Consider the following 17,124-nt stretch of genomic DNA (forward strand, 5'->3'; position numbering starts at 1 on the left):
GATACCGAGGAGGAGAACCGGAATGAAGCACGTTCGAGCGCTTTACAACGTGCCGCCGTCGGTTCGGCTCCTGACCGCCGCAGCTGCGCTGGCGGTCGCCGCCAGCCTGCCATCGCTGGCCGCTGCGGCGGGTGTCGGCCTGCCATTCCTGTGCGTGGGAGCGGCAGGGTTGTTCAGTGCGTCGATCGCACTGTTCGGGCGGCGCCGCGACCCCGCGAGCTGACGGCCGCCGCGGGTCCACGCGCCGCGCCAGCAGTCAGAACAGCAACGACGCCATCTTGCGGCGGTACTGGCCGACCAGGTCTTCGTCCTCGACGATGCGGAAGGCGTCGATCAGCGCCTTCTTCGGCAGGCCGTCCTCGTAGGTGCGGTCGCGGCGCAGCATCTCGATCAGCTGTTCCAGCCCGGCTGCGGCGTCGCCGCCGACCAGGTGGTGCACGGCCAGCAGGTGCCTCGCCTTGAGGTCGGCCTCGTTGGCGGCGATCGCCTGTTCCAGCACGGCGGCGGGTGGCGCGTCCTTGAGCAGGGCGGCGAAGCCCAGGCGCGCGCGCGCGCGGACCGCGCGATCATCGGTGGCCAGGTTGGCCGGCAACGCATCGAGCAGCTGCGTGGCTTCCGCCGCCGCACCGGTCCTGAGCAGGGCCAGGGCCAGGTCCAGTTTCAGTTCGTCCTTCTCCGGCTCGGCGTCCGCCGCCTGGCGCAGGCGCACCACCTCGGCATGCGGATCCAGCGGCGCCAGTTCGACCGGTGCCTCGTCCTGCACAGCGGCCGGCTCGATGCCGTGCTGCTGCAGGAACTGGCGCAGCTGGCCTTCCGGCAGCGCGCCCTGGAAGGCATCGACCGGCTGCCCGCCGACCAGCAGGAACACGCTGGGCACCGAGCGGATCTGGAACGCGGCGGCGATCTGCTGCTCCTTGTCCACGTCGACCTTGGCCAGGACGAAGGCGCCGCCGTATTCGCCGGCGAGTTTCTCCAGGACCGGGGTCAGCGACTTGCACGGTCCGCACCAGGTCGCCCAGAAGTCGACCAGTACCGGCGTCTGCATCGACTTCTGCAGGACTTCGGTCTCGAAGGTGTCGGTGGTGATGTCGACGACATGGGGCAGGTCGGCCATGGGGATTCCGGAAGGTGGGAGTGGCGCCGAGATGGTGCCGGGCCGGGGAGCTTACAAGCGGATGTAAGGTCCAGTTGACATCAGGCCTGCCAAATGTAAAGTTTGGTATACATTTTGTCCGGCAGGAGTTACGCCATGAAATCCGCCAAGGGGCTGTGGATCCTGCTCGTGCCGCTGGCCGGCTTCGGCCTGTGGTCGATGCTTGCCAGCCCGCGCGCGCTGCTCGGTATCGATCCCGGGCCGCTGGGCATGTTCGCCCTGGTCGCCAGCACCGTGGCCGCCTTGCTGCTGCTCTCGCGCACCCCGCGCGAAAACCTGGACCGCGCCTCGCCGGCCGAATGGAAAGCGTGGCTCGGCGTCGGCTTCATGCTGGCCGGCGTGCTGTATTTCCTTTCGCGCATCCCGCTTTTCGCGGCCGGCGACTGGCGCGATCCGCATGCAGGTGCGGTGGCGCGCAACCTGGTCCTGTTGCTGGTGGTGTGGACGGTACTGTCCTCGGTCCTGGCCGCGCGCTGGAAAGGCCGCGTGCAGGAAGACGAGCGCGATCGCGACATCGAGGCCAGCGCCGTCGGCTGGGGGCGTGGCGCCCTGGTGTCCTGCGTGGTCGGCATCGCGGTGCTGCTGGGCTTCTCGCCGCCCGCGCGGCTGCAATGGGCCAACCACTTCATGGTCGCCAACCTGCTCGTGTTCGCGCTGATGTGGGGCTGGCTGGTGGAGTACGCCGCGACCGCCCTGATGTACCTGCGCGACCGCCGGGGGGCTGGATCATGAAGGCCGTGGATGGGGATATGCCGGTCGCGTTCGGAGAGCGCTTCGCGCGCAACGCGGTGCTCGGCATGGCGGGGCTGGGTTTGTTCATCGCTGTTGCGGTCGTCGCACAAGGCAACGTCGTGGCTTTCATCGGCAGCGTCATCGTGCTGGCCTTGTCGCACTTCTTCCGCCGCCGGGCGCTGTACGACGCGCAGCGCGGCCGGCATGCGCTGGAGGACGAGCGCGACCGCACGCTGCTGGCGCGCGGCGACGGCATGTTCCGCCTGGTTGCCAGCACGTGGATGGTGGGACTGGCGATCGCCCTGGCCGTTCCGTCCCTGCGCGAAATGCTGCTGGCCCCGTCGTTGCGGGTATCCGGCATGCTGCTGCTCGGTGTTGTCGTTGCGAACATCGCCGGACATGGGGCGGTGTCGGTGCACTACCGGCGCAACCGCGCATGACCGGTACGCCGGTCGGCAACGAGATCCGCCGCTGGCGCTTCGAGCGCGGCGAGATGACCCAGCAGGCGCTGGCCGATGCCTGCGGCGTGACCCGCCAGACCATCATCGCGCTGGAGGCCGGGCGTTATGCTCCCTCGCTGGAACTGGCCTTCCGTATCGCCCGCGCGTTCGGCGTCGGCCTGGAGGAAGTCTTCCACTGGAGGGAGCAATGAACGGAGTCGAACGATGGCGCGTCCCCGCGGCACTGCTGGCCATCGCCAGCTGCGTGCTGGCGGCCGTGGTCGCCGGGCAGACGGTGGAGGGCTATTCGCACTTGCGCCATCCGCTGGCGCTGCTCGGCGCGCGGCAGCTGCAGGAGGGGGCGCCGCTGTTCGGCCTGTTCGCTTTCGTGTTGCCCGGATTGATCGGCGGCTGGATCGCCCTGGGCGTGCGCGACCGCCTGCCCGCCGGGGCGGGCTGGAGCGCGCGGATCGGCGCGCAGCTGCTGGTCCTGGCGGCCCTGGCGTTCGCCGCGCAGGGCGTGTTGCCGCTGGACCTGGACGACCTGGATGGCGGCAGCAGCCGTTACCACGCTGCCGCCTGGCTGTTGTGGGCGCTCGCATTCCCCGCTGGTGCGACGCTTCTGGTGATGGAGCTGTGGCGCACGCCGGGCTGGCGCCGCTTCGCCTGCATCACTGCAGTGGCCGCGCTGCTGGTGGTTGCCGGTGGTTTCCTGGGAAGCGGCTGGGCGGGCTCGGCGATGAGCCAGCGCGTCGCCTTCGCTGTCTGGCTGGCCTGGGGCGTGTTCGCCGCCATGCCGACGCCGCAGGGCGGCGTCAGCCGTGGCGCAGCTTGAGACCCAGGATCAGCAGGGCCAGAACCAGGGTGATGATGTTGGACACGATCATCGGCCAGGAATGGAGCACGATCCCGTAGGCCAGCCAGAAGCACAGGCCCACGGTGAACACCAGGTACATGCCCAGCGAAATGCCCTTCGTGTCGCGCGTGCGCAGGGTCTTCAACGCCTGCGGCACGAATGCGAGCGTCGTCAGCGTCGCGGCGACGAAACCGACCCATTCGCCGCTCACGGCATGCCCGCGGCGTCGTCGTCGGTCGGCTGGCGATAGACCGTGCCATCCTTCATGACGAAGGCCACGTCCATGACCACGCCGATGTCGGCCAGCGGATCGCCCGGCACGGCGACGATGTCCGCACGCTTGCCTGCCTCGATCACGCCCTGGTCGTCCACGCCGAGCACTTCGGCGGCGCGGATGGTGGCGCTCTGCAGGGCGACGGCGGCCGGCATGCCGGCCTCGACCATGTAGATGAATTCGCGCGCGTTCTCGCCGTGCGGGCCCACGCCCATGTCGGTGCCGAAGCCGATCTTGATTCCCGCCTTGTACGCCTTGGCGAAGGTGTCCTGGATCTGCGCGCCGATCCGCGCCGCCTTCGGTCGCACGACCTCGGGGAAATACCCGTCGATCTTCGCCTTTTCGGCGACGAAACGCCCCGCGGAAATCGTCGGTACGTACCAGGTGCCGTGCTGCTTCATCAGCCGGACCACCTCGTCGTCCATGTAGGTACCGTGCTCGATGCTGGTCACCCCGGCCAGCACCGCGCGCTTCATGCCTTCGGTGCCATGCGCGTGCGCGGCGACGCGGTAACCGTAGTCGCGCGCGGTATCGACCACGGCCTTGACCTCGTCGACGGTGAACTGGGGCGCATCGCCGGAGCGGGCGTACGACAGCACGCCGCCGGTCGCGGTGATCTTGATGACGTCGCTGCCCTCCTTGTAGCGCTGGCGCACGGCCTGGCGCGCGTCGTCGATCGAGTTGATGACGCCCTCGGTCGGGCCGGGGGGGCCGAGCAGGTGCGAAAGCGTGGAATTGAAGCCGTTTGTCGGGTCGGCGTGGCCACCGGTGGTGGCGATCGAGCGACCGGCGGCGAAGATCCGCGGACCGCGCACCCGGCCCTGGTTGATCGCGTCGCGCAGGTGCGGGGCGACGTCGCCGCCCAGGTCGCGCACGCTGGTGAAGCCGGCCAGCAGGGTCTTTTCGGCATAGCCGACGCTGCGGAAGGCGTAGTCGACCGGATCCAGGCGGAACCCCTCCGAATAGCTCTGCGGACTGGACTGGTCTTCGAGGTGCACGTGGAGGTCGGTCCAGCCAGGCATGCAGGTGTGGGCACGCAGATCCACGGCGCCGCCGGGCGAGGTGGCTGGAATGCCGGCGGAGACGGCCTGGATCCTGCCGTCGCCGACCCGGACCGTATGCGGGCCGAGCAGCTGGCCGCTGCGCGCGTCGAACAGACGGCCGCAATGCAGGTCCCGGGCGGTATCGACGACCGGTGCGGCGAGGGCGACGGACGGGCAGAGCAGGGCCAGCGTCAGCAGGGCGGGGCGCATGCGGGTTCCAGGCAGGTAGAGGTGAAGGCCGATGGTAGCCGCAGCGGGTCCCATCCATCCGGGCGCCCGGATCGCAGCATGGGGCGGGGCGGGCAAGTGGAGACCCATGCTGCGCTGCGGTACCCTTGGCGACTTTGCCGAAGCCACCGCGACCCGCAATGTCCGCTGTCCCCGAAAACGCCTCCGCCTACGATCCCCATCCGGTCGAGGCCGCCGCCCAGCAGTTCTGGGACGCCACCCGCGCCTTCGAGGTCGACGAGGCTTCGGCCAAGCCCAAGTACTACTGCCTGTCGATGCTGCCGTATCCGTCCGGCGCCTTGCACATGGGCCACGTGCGCAACTACACCATCGGCGACGTGATCAGCCGCTACAAGCGGATGACCGGGCACAACGTGCTGCAGCCGATGGGCTGGGACGCGTTCGGCCTGCCGGCCGAGAACGCGGCGATCAAGAACAAGGTCCCGCCGGCGCAGTGGACCTACAAGAACATCGAGCACATGCGCACCCAGCTCAAGTCGCTGGGCTACGCGATCGACTGGTCGCGCGAGTTCGCCACCTGCACGCCGGACTACTACGTCCACGAGCAGCGCATGTTCACCCGGCTGATGCGCAAGGGCCTGGCCTACCGCAAGAACTCGGTGGTGAACTGGGACCCGGTCGACCAGACCGTGCTGGCCAACGAGCAGGTGATCGACGGCCGCGGCTGGCGCTCCGGCGCGCTGGTGGAGAAGCGCGAGATCCCGCAGTGGTTCCTGCGCATCACCGACTACGCCCAGGAGCTGCTGGACGGGCTGGACGACCTGCCGGGCTGGCCCGAATCGGTCAAGACTATGCAGCGCAACTGGATCGGCCGTTCCGAGGGCCTGGAGATCCAGTTCGACGTGGCCGATGCGGCCGGTGCCGCGCTGGAACCGATCCGCGTGTTCACCACGCGCCCGGACACGCTGATGGGCGTGACCTTCGTGTCGATCGCCGGCGAACATCCGCTGGCGCTCAAGGCCGCGGCGACCAATCCGGCGCTGGCGGCATTCCTGGAGGATCTCAAGCACGGCGGCGTCTCCGAAGCCGAGCTGGAAACGCAGGAGAAGCGCGGCATGGACACCGGCCTGACGGCCGTGCATCCGGTCACCGGCGAGAAAGTCGCGATCTGGGTGGCCAACTTCGTGCTGATGGGTTACGGCACCGGCGCGGTGATGGCCGTGCCCGGCCACGACCAGCGGGACTTCGAGTTCGCCAACAAGTACGCCCTGCCGATCGTGCAGGTGATCGCACTCAAGGAACCGAAGAACGAGGACGAGAAGTCCTGGGATTCGACGACCTGGCGCGACTGGTACGGCGACAAGGGCCGCGCCGACCTGGAGCTGGTCAACTCCGGCGAATTCGACGGCCTCGATTACTGGGGCGCGTTCGAGGCCCTGGCGGAGCGTTTCGAGCGCCAGAGCCGTGGCCAGCGCCGCGTGAACTACCGCCTGCGTGACTGGGGCGTCAGCCGCCAGCGTTACTGGGGTTGTCCGATTCCGGTGATCTACTGCGATCGCTGCGGCGCGGTGCCGGTGCCCGAAGACCAGTTGCCGGTGGTGCTGCCCGAGAACGTGCAGTTCAGCGGGACGGGCTCCCCGATCAAGACCGATCCGGAATGGCGCAAGTGCAAGTGCCCGGATTGCGGTCGCGATGCCGAACGCGAGACCGACACCTTCGACACCTTCATGGAGTCGAGCTGGTACTACGCGCGCTACACCTCGCCCAAGGCCCGCGACATGGTCGACAAGCGCGGCAACTACTGGTTGCCGGTGGACCAGTACATCGGCGGCATCGAACACGCGATCCTGCACCTGATGTATTTCCGCTTCTACCACAAGCTCCTGCGCGACGCGCGCATGGTGGACAGCGACGAACCGGCGACCAACCTGCTCACCCAGGGCATGGTCATCGCCGATACCTACTATCGCCAGAACGCGGATGGATCCAAGGACTGGATCAATCCGGCCGACGTCGACATCAAGCGCGACGACAAGGCGCGCATCATCGGCGCGACGCTGCGCGCCGACGGCCAGCCGGTGCTGGTCGGCGGCACCGAGAAGATGTCCAAGTCCAAGAACAACGGCGTGGACCCGCAGGCGATGGTCGGCAAGTACGGCGCCGACACGGTGCGCCTGTTCTCGATGTTCGCCGCGCCCCCCGAGCAGTCGCTGGAATGGAACGAGGCCGGCGTGGACGGCATGGCCCGATTCCTGCGCCGGCTGTGGACGCAGGCGCAGAAGCACGCGGGCGAAGGCCCGGCGCCGGTGCTGGACGTTTCGGTGCTGGATGCCGCGCAGAAGGCGCTGCGCCGCAAGACCCACGAGACCATCGACAAGGTCGGGCACGACTATGGTCGCCGGCACAGCTTCAACACCGCCATCGCCGCGGTGATGGAGCTGATGAACGCGGTGGCGAAATTCGACGACGCCAGCGATGCCGGCCGCGCGGTGCGCCAGGAAGCGCTGCAGGCGGCGGTGCTGCTGCTCAATCCGATCACCCCGCACTCCAGCCATGCGCTGTGGCAGCTGCTGGGCCACGCCGAGACGTTGCTGGAGGACGTGCCGTTCCCGCAGGCCGATCCGGCCGCGCTGGTCCGCGACGCGGTGACGCTGGCGGTGCAGGTCAACGGCAAGTTGCGCGGCACGATCGAGGTCGCCGCGGATGCCTCGCGCGAGCAGGTGGAGTCCCTGGCCCGGGCCGAACCGAACACGGCCAAGTTCCTGGAAGGCCTGACTGTGCGCAAGGTGATCGTGGTGCCGGGCAAGATCGTCAATATCGTCGCCGCGTAGCGGCGACGATGTTGACGCCTGGACGTTCCTGACGGAACGTCCAGGCTGTCTACTCCCCATCCCCCATCCGTGCTTCGCACGGATCGCCCCCGACCCGGGGGCTGACACGCTTCGTTCGAGGTTCGAGGGTCCAGACGCTGCCGCCAGCGGGGCAGCAGCGTTGGCAGGTGGCCGTGTTCTCAAGCCACGTTCACGCGGTGTCGGGCAGGCTGTGGCCTGTTGCCGCTCCGGGCCTGCTCGTCCAGACTCTCCGCCATGATCCGAAACGCGCTGCCCCTCCTTCTTGCACTGGCCCTGGCCGGCTGCGGCTTCCATCTGCGCGACAAGCTGGCGTTGCCCGAAGACACGCCGCCGGTACAGGTGGTCTCGACCGCGCCGTACAGCGAGCTGGTCACCGTGCTGGAGCGCAACCTGCGCAATGCGGGCGCGCGCGTCGCCCCGCGCGAACCGAAGTCGACAGGCACGGCCGCCGCCGTTGGCGCGCGGCCCGAGGCGCCCAAGGTGGCGCGGCTGGACATCCTGTCCGAGCGCTGGGGCGACCTGCCCATCGCCATCGACGAACAGGGCCGTGCACAGGAATTCAGCCTGCGCTACGCGACGATCTTCACCTTCCGCCTCGCCGATGGCCGCGAACTGGTGCCGCAGCAGGTGGTGGAACTGTCGCGCGATTACGTGTCGCCGCCTGAAGACGCCACCGGCACCAGTACCGAACGCGAGATCCTCGCCGACGAGCTGCGCCGCGAGATGGCGGCCTCGATCCTGCGCCGCATCGACAGCGTGGTGCGTGCCAACCTGGCGCGGGAGGCGGCCACTCCCGCATCCCCGGAGACCGGACCCGAGGCGGTGCCGGCCATCGACCCGCCGCCCGCCACTCCGACGCCGACGCCCTGATGGAGCTGCGGCCCGACCAGCTGGCCGCGCAGGCCGGCAACCAGCCGTTGCAGGCGGCCTATCTCGTCGCCGGTCCGGAAGTCCTGCACGTGCTGGAAGCCGCCGATGCGGTGCGCGCGCGGGCGCGGGTCGAAGGCGCCGAGCGCGAGGTGTTCGACGGCGACGGGCGCGATCCGGACTGGGACGGCCTTGCGGCCAGCTTCAACGCGCCCAGCCTGTTCAGCAGCCGGCGCCTGATCGAACTGCGCCTGCCCGGCGGAAAGCCGGGCAAGACCGGCGCCGAAGTGATCAGCGGGTTCTGCGAGAACCCGCCCGGCGATGTCACCCTGATGATCGTGGCCGGCGACTGGAGCAAGGCGCACCACGGCAAGTGGGTGGACGCGATTTCGCGTCGCGGCGTGGTCTCGATCGCCTGGGCGCTCAAGCCGCATGAACTGCCCGGATGGATCGATCGGCGCCTGCGCGAGCGCGGACTGCGCGCGGCGCCCGACGCGGTGCAGGGCCTGGCCGAGCGCGTGGAAGGCAACCTGCTGGCGGCAGCGCAGGAGATCGACAAGCTCGCCCTGCTGGCACCGGAAGGCACGCTGGACCTGGCGACGATGCAGTCGCTGGTCGCCGACGCCGCGCGTTACGATGTGTTCCGCCTGATCGAGGCGACCCTCTCGGGCCAGGCCGCGCACGTGCGGCGCATGCTGGCCGGCCTGCGCGCCGAGGGCGAGCAGGTCGCCGGGCTGATGCCGATGGTGATCCGCGAAGTGCTGCGCTCCGCCGCGCTGGCGCGCGCGCAGGCGCGCGGCGCCAACCTGGCCGCCGAGATGAAATCGCAGGGCCTGTGGGAAGCCCGGCAGGCGCCGTTCAAGCGCGCCCTGCAGCGCCACGCCACGCCACTGCGCTGGAACCGTTTCGCCGCCTATGCGTCGCGCGTGGACCGCGCGGCGAAAGGGCGCGGCCCGGGCGAACCCTGGCAGTTGCTGGAGCGGTTGCTGCTCGCCATCGCCGAGGCGCCGGCGATCGGCCTGCTGAAGGGCGCCGGCCCGCTCGCGGGCGCGAACCGCTGACCGTGCCCGGCGTGCTTGCGATCTGGTACGGCGGGACCTTCGATCCCGTGCACGACGGCCACCTCGCCATTGCCCGCGCCGCCGCCGACACGTTCACCGTCCCGGTCACCCTGGCGCCGGCCGCCGACCCGCCCCACCGCGCCGCACCCGGCGCCGACGCGCGCCAGCGCGCGCACATGCTCGACCTGGCCGTGGCCGGCGACCACCGGCTGCGCGTGGACCGGCGCGAACTGGCGCGTCCCGGGCCGTCCTGGACGGTCGACACCCTGCATGAACTGCGCTCGGAGCTGGGCGATTCCGCACCGCTGTCACTGCTGGTCGGTGCCGACAGCTTCCGTTCGCTGCCGACCTGGAAGCACTGGCGCGAACTGCCGCGGCTGGCCCACTTCATCGTGGCCGGTCGCAGCGGCGGCGGCGACCTGGCGCAGCTGCCCGACACGCTTGCCGCGGAGGCCTCGGGTCGCTGGACCACCGATCCGGCGGCGCTGGCCACGCGTCCGGCCGGGTGCCTGTATGCGCTGGACCAGCCCCTGCGCGCCGAGTCGGCCACCGCGGTCAGGGAGGGCATCGTCGCCGGCGATCCGGCGTGGCGCGCCCAGGTGCCGCCGGCGGTCGCCGCCTGGATCGATGCGCACGGCCTTTACCGGGTCCCGTGAACACGGGGCGGCCCGCGGCGCCGGTATAATCGGCGCGTATTCCGACCCCCGTTCACCAGAGTCCTCCTTGAGCAGCCAAGCCCACGTCATCAAGACCCGCCTCCCCGAACCGCCGCCGCCCGTGGAAGTCCTGCTGGCGAACGTCCGCGCCGCCGTGGAGGAGATCAAGGCCAAGGATGTCGTTGAAATCGACGTGCGCGGCAGGACCAGCGTGGCCGACCACCTGGTGATCGTCTCGGGTACGTCGACCCGGCATGTGAAGTCGATCGCCGACGAGGTGATCCGTTTCGCCAAGAAGCTCGGCGCGATGCCGCTGGGCGTGGAGGGCGAGCGCGAGGCCGAATGGGTCCTGGTCGACCTGGGCGACGTGATCGTCCACGTGATGCTGCCGCGTGTGCGCGAGTTCTACGCACTGGAGCGGTTGTGGACGGTCGGCGACCATCCGGAAGACCGCGACGCCTGAGCGTCGCCCGCCGATCGACCTCGGCGTCTGCATCCTCGCCTGGCCCGTCGCCCGCTCTGGCAGCGTGGCAGCTGCGGCGTGCTCGCTTCCATCCTCTGATCAGGGGCCGGCTGGCCCGTTGACGGGGCGGGGTGTCGCATCTGCCGTGGCTTTGTCGCCTCTACACCGGGAAGCGGTGCCTGCCGCCTGAGCGGCGCCGGCACGCGCCTACGGCGTCGCCCCCTGTCGTGCGGCGTACAGGCCGAACACTGCGCCGGTGAAACCGCCGGCGACGCTGGTGCTGAGCAGGGTGCCGTCCGCGTCGCGTGCCAGCGACTGCCATTGCCCTTCGACCGTGGCGTATTCGAAGTCGTACTCGGCCCCGCGCGCGCGGATGCGCAGGTACAACGGCTGGTCGACCGCGGCAGCGGGCAGCGGCGCCGAGGCCAGGCGCGTGCCTGTCCTGGGTTGGTCTTTCCTGCGGCCGTCGCGACGGTCCAGCACCACCATCGGCATGCCGTTCTCGCGGGTCACCGCCAGCAGGTACCAGAAATCCTCGTTCTGGAACGCGGCCAGGCCGGCGGTGTCGCCGTCGCGCTGCGGGACGAAGCGGACCGCGGTCGAGGCGAGCGCCCCTTGGTGCTGCTGCCGGCGCGCCAGGAACGAAGGATTGTCGCGTTCGCCCAGGCCCACCGCGCGCGCTTGCAGGTGCAATGCGCCGCCATCGAGCCGGTACCACGACTCGCGCGGGTTGCGCACGGTGATCCAGTCCAGCGGCAGTTGCCGGCCTTCGAACCCGACACGGATGGCGAAGGCACCGCTGGTCGGTACCGGCGCCTGGCCTGCCGGCAGCGCCGGTGCGTCGAGTACCCAGGGAATCCGCTGCCCCGCTGCGGTGATGCGCGGCCATCCGTCCTCCCAGTGCACCGGCATCAGGAACGTCTCGCGGCCGGTGTTGACGTAGTGGCTGCCCGCGCTGCCCCTGCTGCCTGGGGGCGGATACGGGCGGTTGCCCAGGAACACCGCCCACCAGTCTCCGTCCTGGGTCTGCACGAAATCGGCGTGGCCGGCGGAGGTGATCGGCAACGGACGATCGCGCGGCAGGTCGCGCTGGGTCAGGACCGGATTCTCGCTCCATGCCACGTACGGTCCGGTCACCTCGCGACTGCGCAGGACCACCTGCTGGTGCATCTCGCCGGTGCCGCCCTCGGCGGCGGTCAGGTAGTACCAGCCGTCGGTCTTGAAGAGGTGCGGGCCTTCGACGTACTCGGGCTTCTCCGCCGGCACCACGCCGCCGTCGAGCAGTACCCGGCGCGGGCCGAGGGTACGCAGGGCCTTCGCGTCGAACTCCTGCAGCCAGATCGCGCGGTGGCCGGGATAGCGTTCCTTGCCGCCCTCGGGCAGGTCGTTGTTGACGATCCACGCGCGGCCATCGTCGTCGAAGAACAGCGACGGGTCGATGCCGCCAGCCAGGTCCGGCAACCACACCGGGTCCGACCATGGTCCCGCCGGGTCGCGGGCGGTGATCACGAAGTTGCCGCCGCAGGACGGGAAACAGGTGTTGGCGATGTAGAACAGGCCGTCGTGATGTTCGATCGCCGGTGCGAACACGCCGTTGACCAGGTCGTGCTTGCCGAAGTCGAGCTGGTCGACGCGGTCGATGGCGTTGCCGATCTGGGTCCAGTTCACCAGGTCGCGGCTGTGGAAGACGGGAATGCCGGGGAACCAGCCGAAGGTGGAATTCACCATGTAGTAGTCCGCGCCGACGCGGACGACGCTCGGGTCCGGATAGAAGCCCTTGAGCACGGGGTTGCGGAACTGGCCCTGCCCGGGCGTGTACTTCGCATCCGCCGGGTCGCCGCCTTCGTATTCGAACCAGTCGAACGACGCCTCCAGCGGTGCGTCCTGCACGCCTGCAGCAGCGGCGGTCGATGGCGGCGCATGGCCCCACGCGAGGACGAGCAGCGTGGCAAGGCTGGCGAACCGGATGCGGCCCATGCTTTCCCCTCCCAGGGTGGCGGTGCGGCGACGAGGCCGGCCCGGACCGTAGCACGCGATTGCGTGGGCATATCAGCGCTTACCGGCGGTAATACCCCGGGCGCGGCCAAGCGAGGCGTCGGCACTTATCATGGTCGCCATGAAGGCACGACTGATCGCAACGGGCGAACGCGCCCCTTCCTGGGTGGCGGAGGGATTCGGCGAGTACCGCAAGCGGCTCTCGCACTGGCTGCCGCTGGAACTGGTCGAAGTGGAGCCGGGCCTGCGCGGCAAGGGTCGCGATCCGCAGCGCGCGATCGACGACGAAGGCAAGCGCGTGCTGGCGGCGTTGCCGAAGAACGCGCATGTCATCGCGCTGGACGTGCCGGGGCGCGCGTGGTCGTCGGAGCAGCTGGCCCAGCGCATGGAGCACTGGCGCCAGCAGGGGCGCGACCTGGCGTTCCTGGTCGGGGGGCCCGAAGGCCATGCGCCAGAGGTCCTGGCCGCTGCGTCCGAATCGTGGTCGCTAGGTCCACTGACCCTGCCGCACATGCTCGTGCGGCTGCTGGTGGCCGAGCAGCTGTATCGCGCCGCGGCGCTGCTGGCCAACCATCCCTACCACCGCGCCTGAGCGGCGCGGTGCTCGTTGAACCCTTGGAGGGCGGCGACGGCGGATGCCGTCGCCGCCGATGGCCTCATTGCAGGCTGAAATCGATCGGGACCAGGCCCCAGGCCTGCACTGCGCGGCCTTCGCGCATCGCCGGCTCGAAGCGCCACCGCTGCTGCACCTGGCGCACCGCCTCGCGGTCGAGCGAGCGATGGCCACTGCTGCGATCCACGATCACCTCCAGCGGCTTGCCGTCGACATCGACCAGCACGCGCAACATCACGGTGCCCTGCGCATTGCTGCGGATCGCGTCGCGCGGATACGCCGGTGGCGGGGCGACCGCGTAGCGCAGTTGCGCGCCCTGCAGCGGCTGGCCGTCATAGGGCGGGTTGATGACGTCGGGAGGGCCAACGGTATCGCTCACCGGATCGGCCTGCAGCAGGCCCTGGTCGACGATCGCCGGCTGTTGCACCGGCAGCTGGCGCTGGAACACCGCCGGTGGCGTGCGCGGCGGAATGACCCGCGGTTGCTGCACCACCGGCTGCGGAGGCAGGGGGGGGACCGGTGTCGGCGGCTGCACCGTCCAGCGCGGCTCGGGCTCGTTGCGAAGTTCCGGCAGTGGCGCCTGGGTCAGCGGCAGCAACAGGACCAGCAGGGCCAGGGCGTGTACCGCCATGGCGAAGCTGATGGCGAGGATGCGCGAGGCATCCAGGCGCGGGGACACATCGGACGGCAGCGTGCGAACCATGATCCACCTCCATTGCAGGAATGACGGAAGGAACAACGCACGGACAGGGCGACCGGGGTTGGCCGCGATGGCCGGTTCCAGACTGCGCCGGTGCGATCGGGCTTTCAAGCGGCGTCGCGGGCATCCAGACCAAAGTCGCAGGACGGCCGATGGCCGGTGGCGCGCGGATCCCCGGGAAAACGAAAGCCCGGCACGAGGCCGGGCTTTCGGGTTCCGCATGCAGCGCGGGCGAGGTGTCGATCGCGCTCAGCGGCCCAGTTCGAACACCACGTCCAGCTGCACCGACACGCTGCTTTCGCCGGCGGCCACCGGGGTGCTGTCGAAGGCTTCGGCCTTCATCATCGCCATGCGCGGCATCGGCACCTGCATGCCGCCGCCCTCGCTGATGCTGACGATCCGGCGCACGCGCAGGCCCAGGGTCTTGGCGTAGGTCTCCGCGCGCCGCTGCGCACGTTCCAGCGCCTCGATGCGGGCCTGGTCGTACAGCGGTTCCGGATCGTCGATGCCGAAGCTGGGGCCGTTGATCTGGTTGGCGCCGCTGGCGACGAGCGCGTCGAGCACCTTGCCCATCTTGGCCACGTCGCGCAGCTTCAGGCTCACCGTGTTGCTGGCCTGGTAGCCGGTGATCCGCGGCGGCTGGTTGTCTTCGAAGTGGTACTGCGGATTGAGGTTGATGCCGCTGGTCTGCACGTCGCGCGCGGCGACGCCGGCGGCCTTCACCGCGGCCAGCACCTTGTTCATCTGCTCGGCGTTCTGGCGCATCGCGGTGTTGCTGTCGGCGGCCTGGGTGACCACGCCGGCCGAGACGGTGGCGATGTCCGGCGCACGCCGGGCCTCGGCCTGGGCCGACACCGACAGCAGGGTCGCATCGGCCGGCACGGCGGGCCCGACGGACTGGGCCTGGACGGCGGCGACGGGTACGGACAGCGCGAGGACGGCAAGCAGGGTGGCGAACGGGTGGCGCATGGATGGGGCTCCTTGGGTGTGACGGTGCGCAGGGTTGCGCGGCAGGGTCGGTTCGAACGGATGAACGCGCCGTGAGCCCGGTCGGGGTCGAGGCCGGTCCGGCGGCGCCGGCCACGGTTCAGCCAGCTGCCGCGGGTTATCCTGTGCCCATGCTGTATCTGGCCTCGAAATCCCCCCGCCGGGCCGAACTGCTTGAACGGCTCGGCCTGACCTACCGCCTGCTCGATGTCGACGTCCCGGAAGTCCGGGCGCCGGGCGAGGGCGCGGCCGCCTACGTGCGCCGCGTCGCCCGCGACAAGGCCCGCGCCGGCTGGTCCCTGGTCGCCACCGAGCCCGGTGCGCGCGTGCTGGGCGCCGACACCGAAGTGGTCCTGGACGAAGAGGTCTTCGGCAAGCCGGCCGATGCCGCCGATGCCGAGGCGATGCTGCGGCGCCTGTCCGGGCGCCAGCACAGCGTCCTGTCGGCGGTGACCGTGATCGACGGGGCCGGCGAACGCGATGCGCTGTCCACGACCCTGGTGCGCTTCGCCGCGCTGACCGGGGCGCAGATCTCCGCCTACGTCGCCACCGGCGAGCCGATGGGCAAGGCCGGCGCGTATGCGATCCAGGGGCGCGCGGAGGCCTTCGTCGAACACCTCGCCGGCAGCTATTCCGGCGTCATGGGCCTGCCGGTGCACGAGACCGCGCGACTGCTCGATCCCGGCGCCGATGCGCCGACCGAAGAAGCCGGCGCGCGCGCCGCCGTGGCCGGATGAGGGCGGGCATGTCCGAAGAGATCCTGGTCAACGTCACCCCGCGCGAAACCCGCGTCGCCGTGGTCGAGAACGGCATGCTGCAGGAGCTGCACATCGAGCGCGGCTGGCGGCGCGGCGTGGTCGGCAACATCTACAAGGGTCGCGTGCAGCGTGTAATGCCGGGCATGCAGGCCGCGTTCGTCGAACTCGGGCTGGAGCGCGCCGCGTTCCTGCACGCCAACGACGTGGTCCGGCCGGCGCCGGTGGACCCGGGTCCGGGCGACGACGCCGCCGCGCAGCCGGCCGGCTCGACGCCCTCGATCGTCGAACTGTTGCGCGACGGCCAGGAGATCGTGGTCCAGGTGGTCAAGGACCCGATCGGCACCAAGGGCGCGCGCCTGACCACGCAGATCAGCATTCCCTCGCGCTACCTGGTGCTGCTGCCGCAGTCGCGCACCGTCGGGGTCTCGGCGCGGATCGAGGACGAGGGCGAACGCCTGCGCCTGAAAACCCTGGTGTCGGAGCTGTCGGCCAGCCATGGCGGACACGGCTACATCATCCGCACCAATGCCGAGGGCCAGCCTGCCGAGGCGCTGGCCGAGGACATCGCCTACCTGGCGCGGGTCTGGAACGTGGTCGAGCGACGCGGCCGCGAGGCCGGCGCCGGCACGATCATCTACGAAGACCTGAGCCTGCCCTTGCGCGCGGTGCGCGACCTGATCCGCCGCGACGTGGAGAAGGTGCGGGTGGATTCGCGCGATACCTACGACCGGCTGCAGGCGTTCGTCGCCAAGTACATGCCGGTGCTGGCCGAGAAGATCGAACTGTATTCCGGCGACCGCCCGATCTTCGACCTGTACGGCGTCGAGGACGAGATCGCCCGCGCGCTGGACAAGCAGGTGCCGCTGAAGTCCGGCGGCTACCTGGTCATCGACCAGACCGAGGCGATGACCACCATCGACGTGAACACCGGCTCGTTCCTGGGCCAGCGCAACCTCGAGGAGACGGTGTACCGCACCAACCTCGAAGCGGCGCAGGCGGTGGCGCGGCAGCTGCGCCTGCGCAACCTGGGCGGGATCATCATCATCGACTTCATCGACATGAGCGATCCGGAGCACCGCCGCCAGGTGTTGCGCACGCTGGAGAAGTCGCTGGCGCGCGACCATGCCAAGACCACGGTGTACGACTTCTCGCCGCTGGGACTGGTCGAGATGACGCGCAAGCGCACGGTCGAAAGCCTCGAGCGGCAGCTGTCGGAAACCTGCCCGCAGTGCGCCGGCCGGGGTTCGGTGAAGACCGCCGAGACGGTGACCTACGAAGTCTTCCGCGAGATCACCCGCGCGGTGCGCCAGTTCGACGCCGCGCGCCTGCTTGTGATCGCCTCGCCCAAGGTGGTCGCGCGGATCACCGAGGAAGAGTCGACCGCGGTCGCCGAACTGGAAGAGTTCCTCGGCAAGAGCATCCGCTTCCAGGCGGACGAGCAGTACCTGCAGGAGCAGTTCGATGTGGTCCTGCTCTGACCGCAAG

Annotated in this window: 19 protein-coding genes; 13 read left to right on the top strand and 6 right to left on the bottom strand. The window is 69.9% G+C overall.

Going from position 1 to position 17,124, the window contains the following annotated elements:
* Nucleotides 1-22: 22 nt before the first annotated feature.
* On the top strand, nt 23-223 hold the full coding sequence (locus CSC65_RS12110) for a hypothetical protein (protein ID WP_162410833.1): 201 nt from the start codon (nt 23-25) through the stop codon (nt 221-223).
* A 33-nt stretch (nt 224-256) separates the two neighbouring features.
* On the opposite strand, the gene trxA is transcribed toward CSC65_RS12110, so the two are convergent.
* Complete coding sequence (gene trxA / locus CSC65_RS12115; RefSeq protein WP_162410834.1) at nt 257-1,114, bottom strand: thioredoxin; 858 nt, start codon at nt 1,112-1,114, stop codon at nt 257-259.
* 135 nt (nt 1,115-1,249) lie between these two features.
* Here trxA and CSC65_RS12120 point away from each other — a divergent pair, with 135 nt between their 5' ends.
* The 4 genes from CSC65_RS12120 to CSC65_RS12135 are packed head-to-tail and all read left to right on the top strand — an operon-like array spanning nt 1,250 to nt 3,160.
* Entirely contained in the window at nt 1,250-1,885 is a 636-nt protein-coding gene (locus tag CSC65_RS12120; protein WP_162410835.1) for a hypothetical protein, read from the top strand.
* A 17-nt stretch (nt 1,886-1,902) separates the two neighbouring features.
* Nucleotides 1,903-2,325 carry a hypothetical protein gene (locus tag CSC65_RS12125; RefSeq protein WP_162410836.1) on the top strand — a complete coding sequence of 141 codons (423 nt, stop codon included), beginning with the start codon at nt 1,903-1,905 and terminating at the stop codon, nt 2,323-2,325.
* Nucleotides 2,322-2,537: a helix-turn-helix transcriptional regulator gene (locus tag CSC65_RS12130; protein ID WP_162410837.1), complete on the top strand. Its 216-nt coding sequence runs from the start codon at nt 2,322-2,324 to the stop codon at nt 2,535-2,537. The genes CSC65_RS12125 and CSC65_RS12130 overlap by 4 nt, the downstream gene beginning before the upstream one ends.
* Complete coding sequence (locus CSC65_RS12135) at nt 2,534-3,160, top strand: DUF998 domain-containing protein (protein WP_162410838.1); 627 nt, start codon at nt 2,534-2,536, stop codon at nt 3,158-3,160. Before CSC65_RS12130 ends, CSC65_RS12135 begins: the two co-directional genes overlap by 4 nt.
* Here CSC65_RS12135 and CSC65_RS12140 read toward each other — a convergent pair.
* Together CSC65_RS12140 and CSC65_RS12145 are read right to left on the bottom strand one after the other, a co-directional pair.
* On the bottom strand, nt 3,141-3,392 hold the full coding sequence (locus CSC65_RS12140) for a SemiSWEET transporter (protein ID WP_162410839.1): 252 nt from the start codon (nt 3,390-3,392) through the stop codon (nt 3,141-3,143). The genes CSC65_RS12135 and CSC65_RS12140 overlap by 20 nt on opposite strands.
* Complete coding sequence (locus tag CSC65_RS12145; RefSeq protein WP_162410840.1) at nt 3,389-4,708, bottom strand: metal-dependent hydrolase family protein; 1,320 nt, start codon at nt 4,706-4,708, stop codon at nt 3,389-3,391. Before CSC65_RS12145 ends, CSC65_RS12140 begins: the two co-directional genes overlap by 4 nt.
* A 158-nt stretch (nt 4,709-4,866) precedes the next feature.
* On the opposite strand from CSC65_RS12145, the gene leuS reads away from it, so the two are divergent.
* The 5 genes from leuS (at nt 4,867) to rsfS (ending at nt 10,586) form a co-directional block, all read left to right on the top strand.
* A complete protein-coding gene (leuS, locus tag CSC65_RS12150; protein ID WP_162410841.1) occupies nt 4,867-7,518 on the top strand; it encodes a leucine--tRNA ligase in 2,652 nt (883 codons plus the stop codon).
* A 255-nt stretch (nt 7,519-7,773) separates the two neighbouring features.
* A complete protein-coding gene (locus CSC65_RS12155; protein ID WP_162410842.1) occupies nt 7,774-8,409 on the top strand; it encodes an LPS-assembly lipoprotein LptE in 636 nt (211 codons plus the stop codon).
* Complete coding sequence (gene holA, locus CSC65_RS12160) at nt 8,409-9,467, top strand: DNA polymerase III subunit delta (RefSeq protein WP_162410843.1); 1,059 nt, start codon at nt 8,409-8,411, stop codon at nt 9,465-9,467. Before CSC65_RS12155 ends, holA begins: the two co-directional genes overlap by 1 nt.
* An 11-nt stretch (nt 9,468-9,478) precedes the next feature.
* Entirely contained in the window at nt 9,479-10,123 is a 645-nt protein-coding gene (gene nadD / locus CSC65_RS12165) for a nicotinate-nucleotide adenylyltransferase (protein WP_162410869.1), read from the top strand.
* 67 nt (nt 10,124-10,190) lie between these two features.
* Complete coding sequence (rsfS, locus tag CSC65_RS12170) at nt 10,191-10,586, top strand: ribosome silencing factor (protein WP_162410844.1); 396 nt, start codon at nt 10,191-10,193, stop codon at nt 10,584-10,586.
* 207 nt (nt 10,587-10,793) lie between these two features.
* Here the strand turns inward: rsfS and CSC65_RS12175 are convergent, their stop codons facing one another.
* The gene (locus CSC65_RS12175) at nt 10,794-12,563 is read right to left on the bottom strand and encodes a glycoside hydrolase family 43 protein (protein WP_162410845.1); all 1,770 of its coding nucleotides are present in this window, start codon (nt 12,561-12,563) and stop codon (nt 10,794-10,796) included.
* A 139-nt stretch (nt 12,564-12,702) separates the two neighbouring features.
* Here CSC65_RS12175 and rlmH point away from each other — a divergent pair, with 139 nt between their 5' ends.
* Entirely contained in the window at nt 12,703-13,173 is a 471-nt protein-coding gene (rlmH, locus tag CSC65_RS12180) for a 23S rRNA (pseudouridine(1915)-N(3))-methyltransferase RlmH (protein WP_162410846.1), read from the top strand.
* Nucleotides 13,174-13,237: 64 nt separating this feature from the next.
* Here the strand turns inward: rlmH and CSC65_RS12185 are convergent, their stop codons facing one another.
* Nucleotides 13,238-13,897 (bottom strand): energy transducer TonB, encoded by a 660-nt coding sequence (locus CSC65_RS12185; protein ID WP_162410847.1) that lies wholly within the window; start codon nt 13,895-13,897, stop codon nt 13,238-13,240.
* Between the two features lie 246 nt (nt 13,898-14,143).
* The gene (locus CSC65_RS12190) at nt 14,144-14,863 is read right to left on the bottom strand and encodes an SIMPL domain-containing protein (protein ID WP_162410848.1); all 720 of its coding nucleotides are present in this window, start codon (nt 14,861-14,863) and stop codon (nt 14,144-14,146) included.
* Nucleotides 14,864-15,012: 149 nt separating this feature from the next.
* Here CSC65_RS12190 and CSC65_RS12195 point away from each other — a divergent pair, with 149 nt between their 5' ends.
* The gene (locus tag CSC65_RS12195) at nt 15,013-15,618 is read left to right on the top strand and encodes a Maf family protein (protein WP_162410849.1); all 606 of its coding nucleotides are present in this window, start codon (nt 15,013-15,015) and stop codon (nt 15,616-15,618) included.
* Between the two features lie 8 nt (nt 15,619-15,626).
* A complete protein-coding gene (gene rng, locus CSC65_RS12200; protein WP_162410850.1) occupies nt 15,627-17,117 on the top strand; it encodes a ribonuclease G in 1,491 nt (496 codons plus the stop codon).
* Nucleotides 17,118-17,124: the final 7 nt, after the last annotated feature.

The organism is Pseudoxanthomonas daejeonensis, assembly GCF_010093205.1.
Lineage (GTDB): Bacteria > Pseudomonadota > Gammaproteobacteria > Xanthomonadales > Xanthomonadaceae > Pseudoxanthomonas > Pseudoxanthomonas daejeonensis.

Coding starts and splice junctions, on each gene's coding strand:
- CSC65_RS12110 (WP_162410833.1), top strand. CDS start 23: ATGAAGCACGTTCGAGCGCTTTACAACGTGCCGCCGTCGGTTCGGCTC.
- trxA (WP_162410834.1), bottom strand. CDS start 1,114: ATGGCCGACCTGCCCCATGTCGTCGACATCACCACCGACACCTTCGAG.
- CSC65_RS12120 (WP_162410835.1), top strand. CDS start 1,250: ATGAAATCCGCCAAGGGGCTGTGGATCCTGCTCGTGCCGCTGGCCGGC.
- CSC65_RS12125 (WP_162410836.1), top strand. CDS start 1,903: ATGCCGGTCGCGTTCGGAGAGCGCTTCGCGCGCAACGCGGTGCTCGGC.
- CSC65_RS12130 (WP_162410837.1), top strand. CDS start 2,322: ATGACCGGTACGCCGGTCGGCAACGAGATCCGCCGCTGGCGCTTCGAG.
- CSC65_RS12135 (WP_162410838.1), top strand. CDS start 2,534: ATGAACGGAGTCGAACGATGGCGCGTCCCCGCGGCACTGCTGGCCATC.
- CSC65_RS12145 (WP_162410840.1), bottom strand. CDS start 4,708: ATGCGCCCCGCCCTGCTGACGCTGGCCCTGCTCTGCCCGTCCGTCGCC.
- leuS (WP_162410841.1), top strand. CDS start 4,867: ATGTCCGCTGTCCCCGAAAACGCCTCCGCCTACGATCCCCATCCGGTC.
- CSC65_RS12155 (WP_162410842.1), top strand. CDS start 7,774: ATGATCCGAAACGCGCTGCCCCTCCTTCTTGCACTGGCCCTGGCCGGC.
- holA (WP_162410843.1), top strand. CDS start 8,409: ATGGAGCTGCGGCCCGACCAGCTGGCCGCGCAGGCCGGCAACCAGCCG.
- CSC65_RS12175 (WP_162410845.1), bottom strand. CDS start 12,563: ATGGGCCGCATCCGGTTCGCCAGCCTTGCCACGCTGCTCGTCCTCGCG.
- rlmH (WP_162410846.1), top strand. CDS start 12,703: ATGAAGGCACGACTGATCGCAACGGGCGAACGCGCCCCTTCCTGGGTG.
- CSC65_RS12185 (WP_162410847.1), bottom strand. CDS start 13,897: ATGGTTCGCACGCTGCCGTCCGATGTGTCCCCGCGCCTGGATGCCTCG.
- CSC65_RS12190 (WP_162410848.1), bottom strand. CDS start 14,863: ATGCGCCACCCGTTCGCCACCCTGCTTGCCGTCCTCGCGCTGTCCGTA.
- CSC65_RS12195 (WP_162410849.1), top strand. CDS start 15,013: ATGCTGTATCTGGCCTCGAAATCCCCCCGCCGGGCCGAACTGCTTGAA.
- rng (WP_162410850.1), top strand. CDS start 15,627: ATGTCCGAAGAGATCCTGGTCAACGTCACCCCGCGCGAAACCCGCGTC.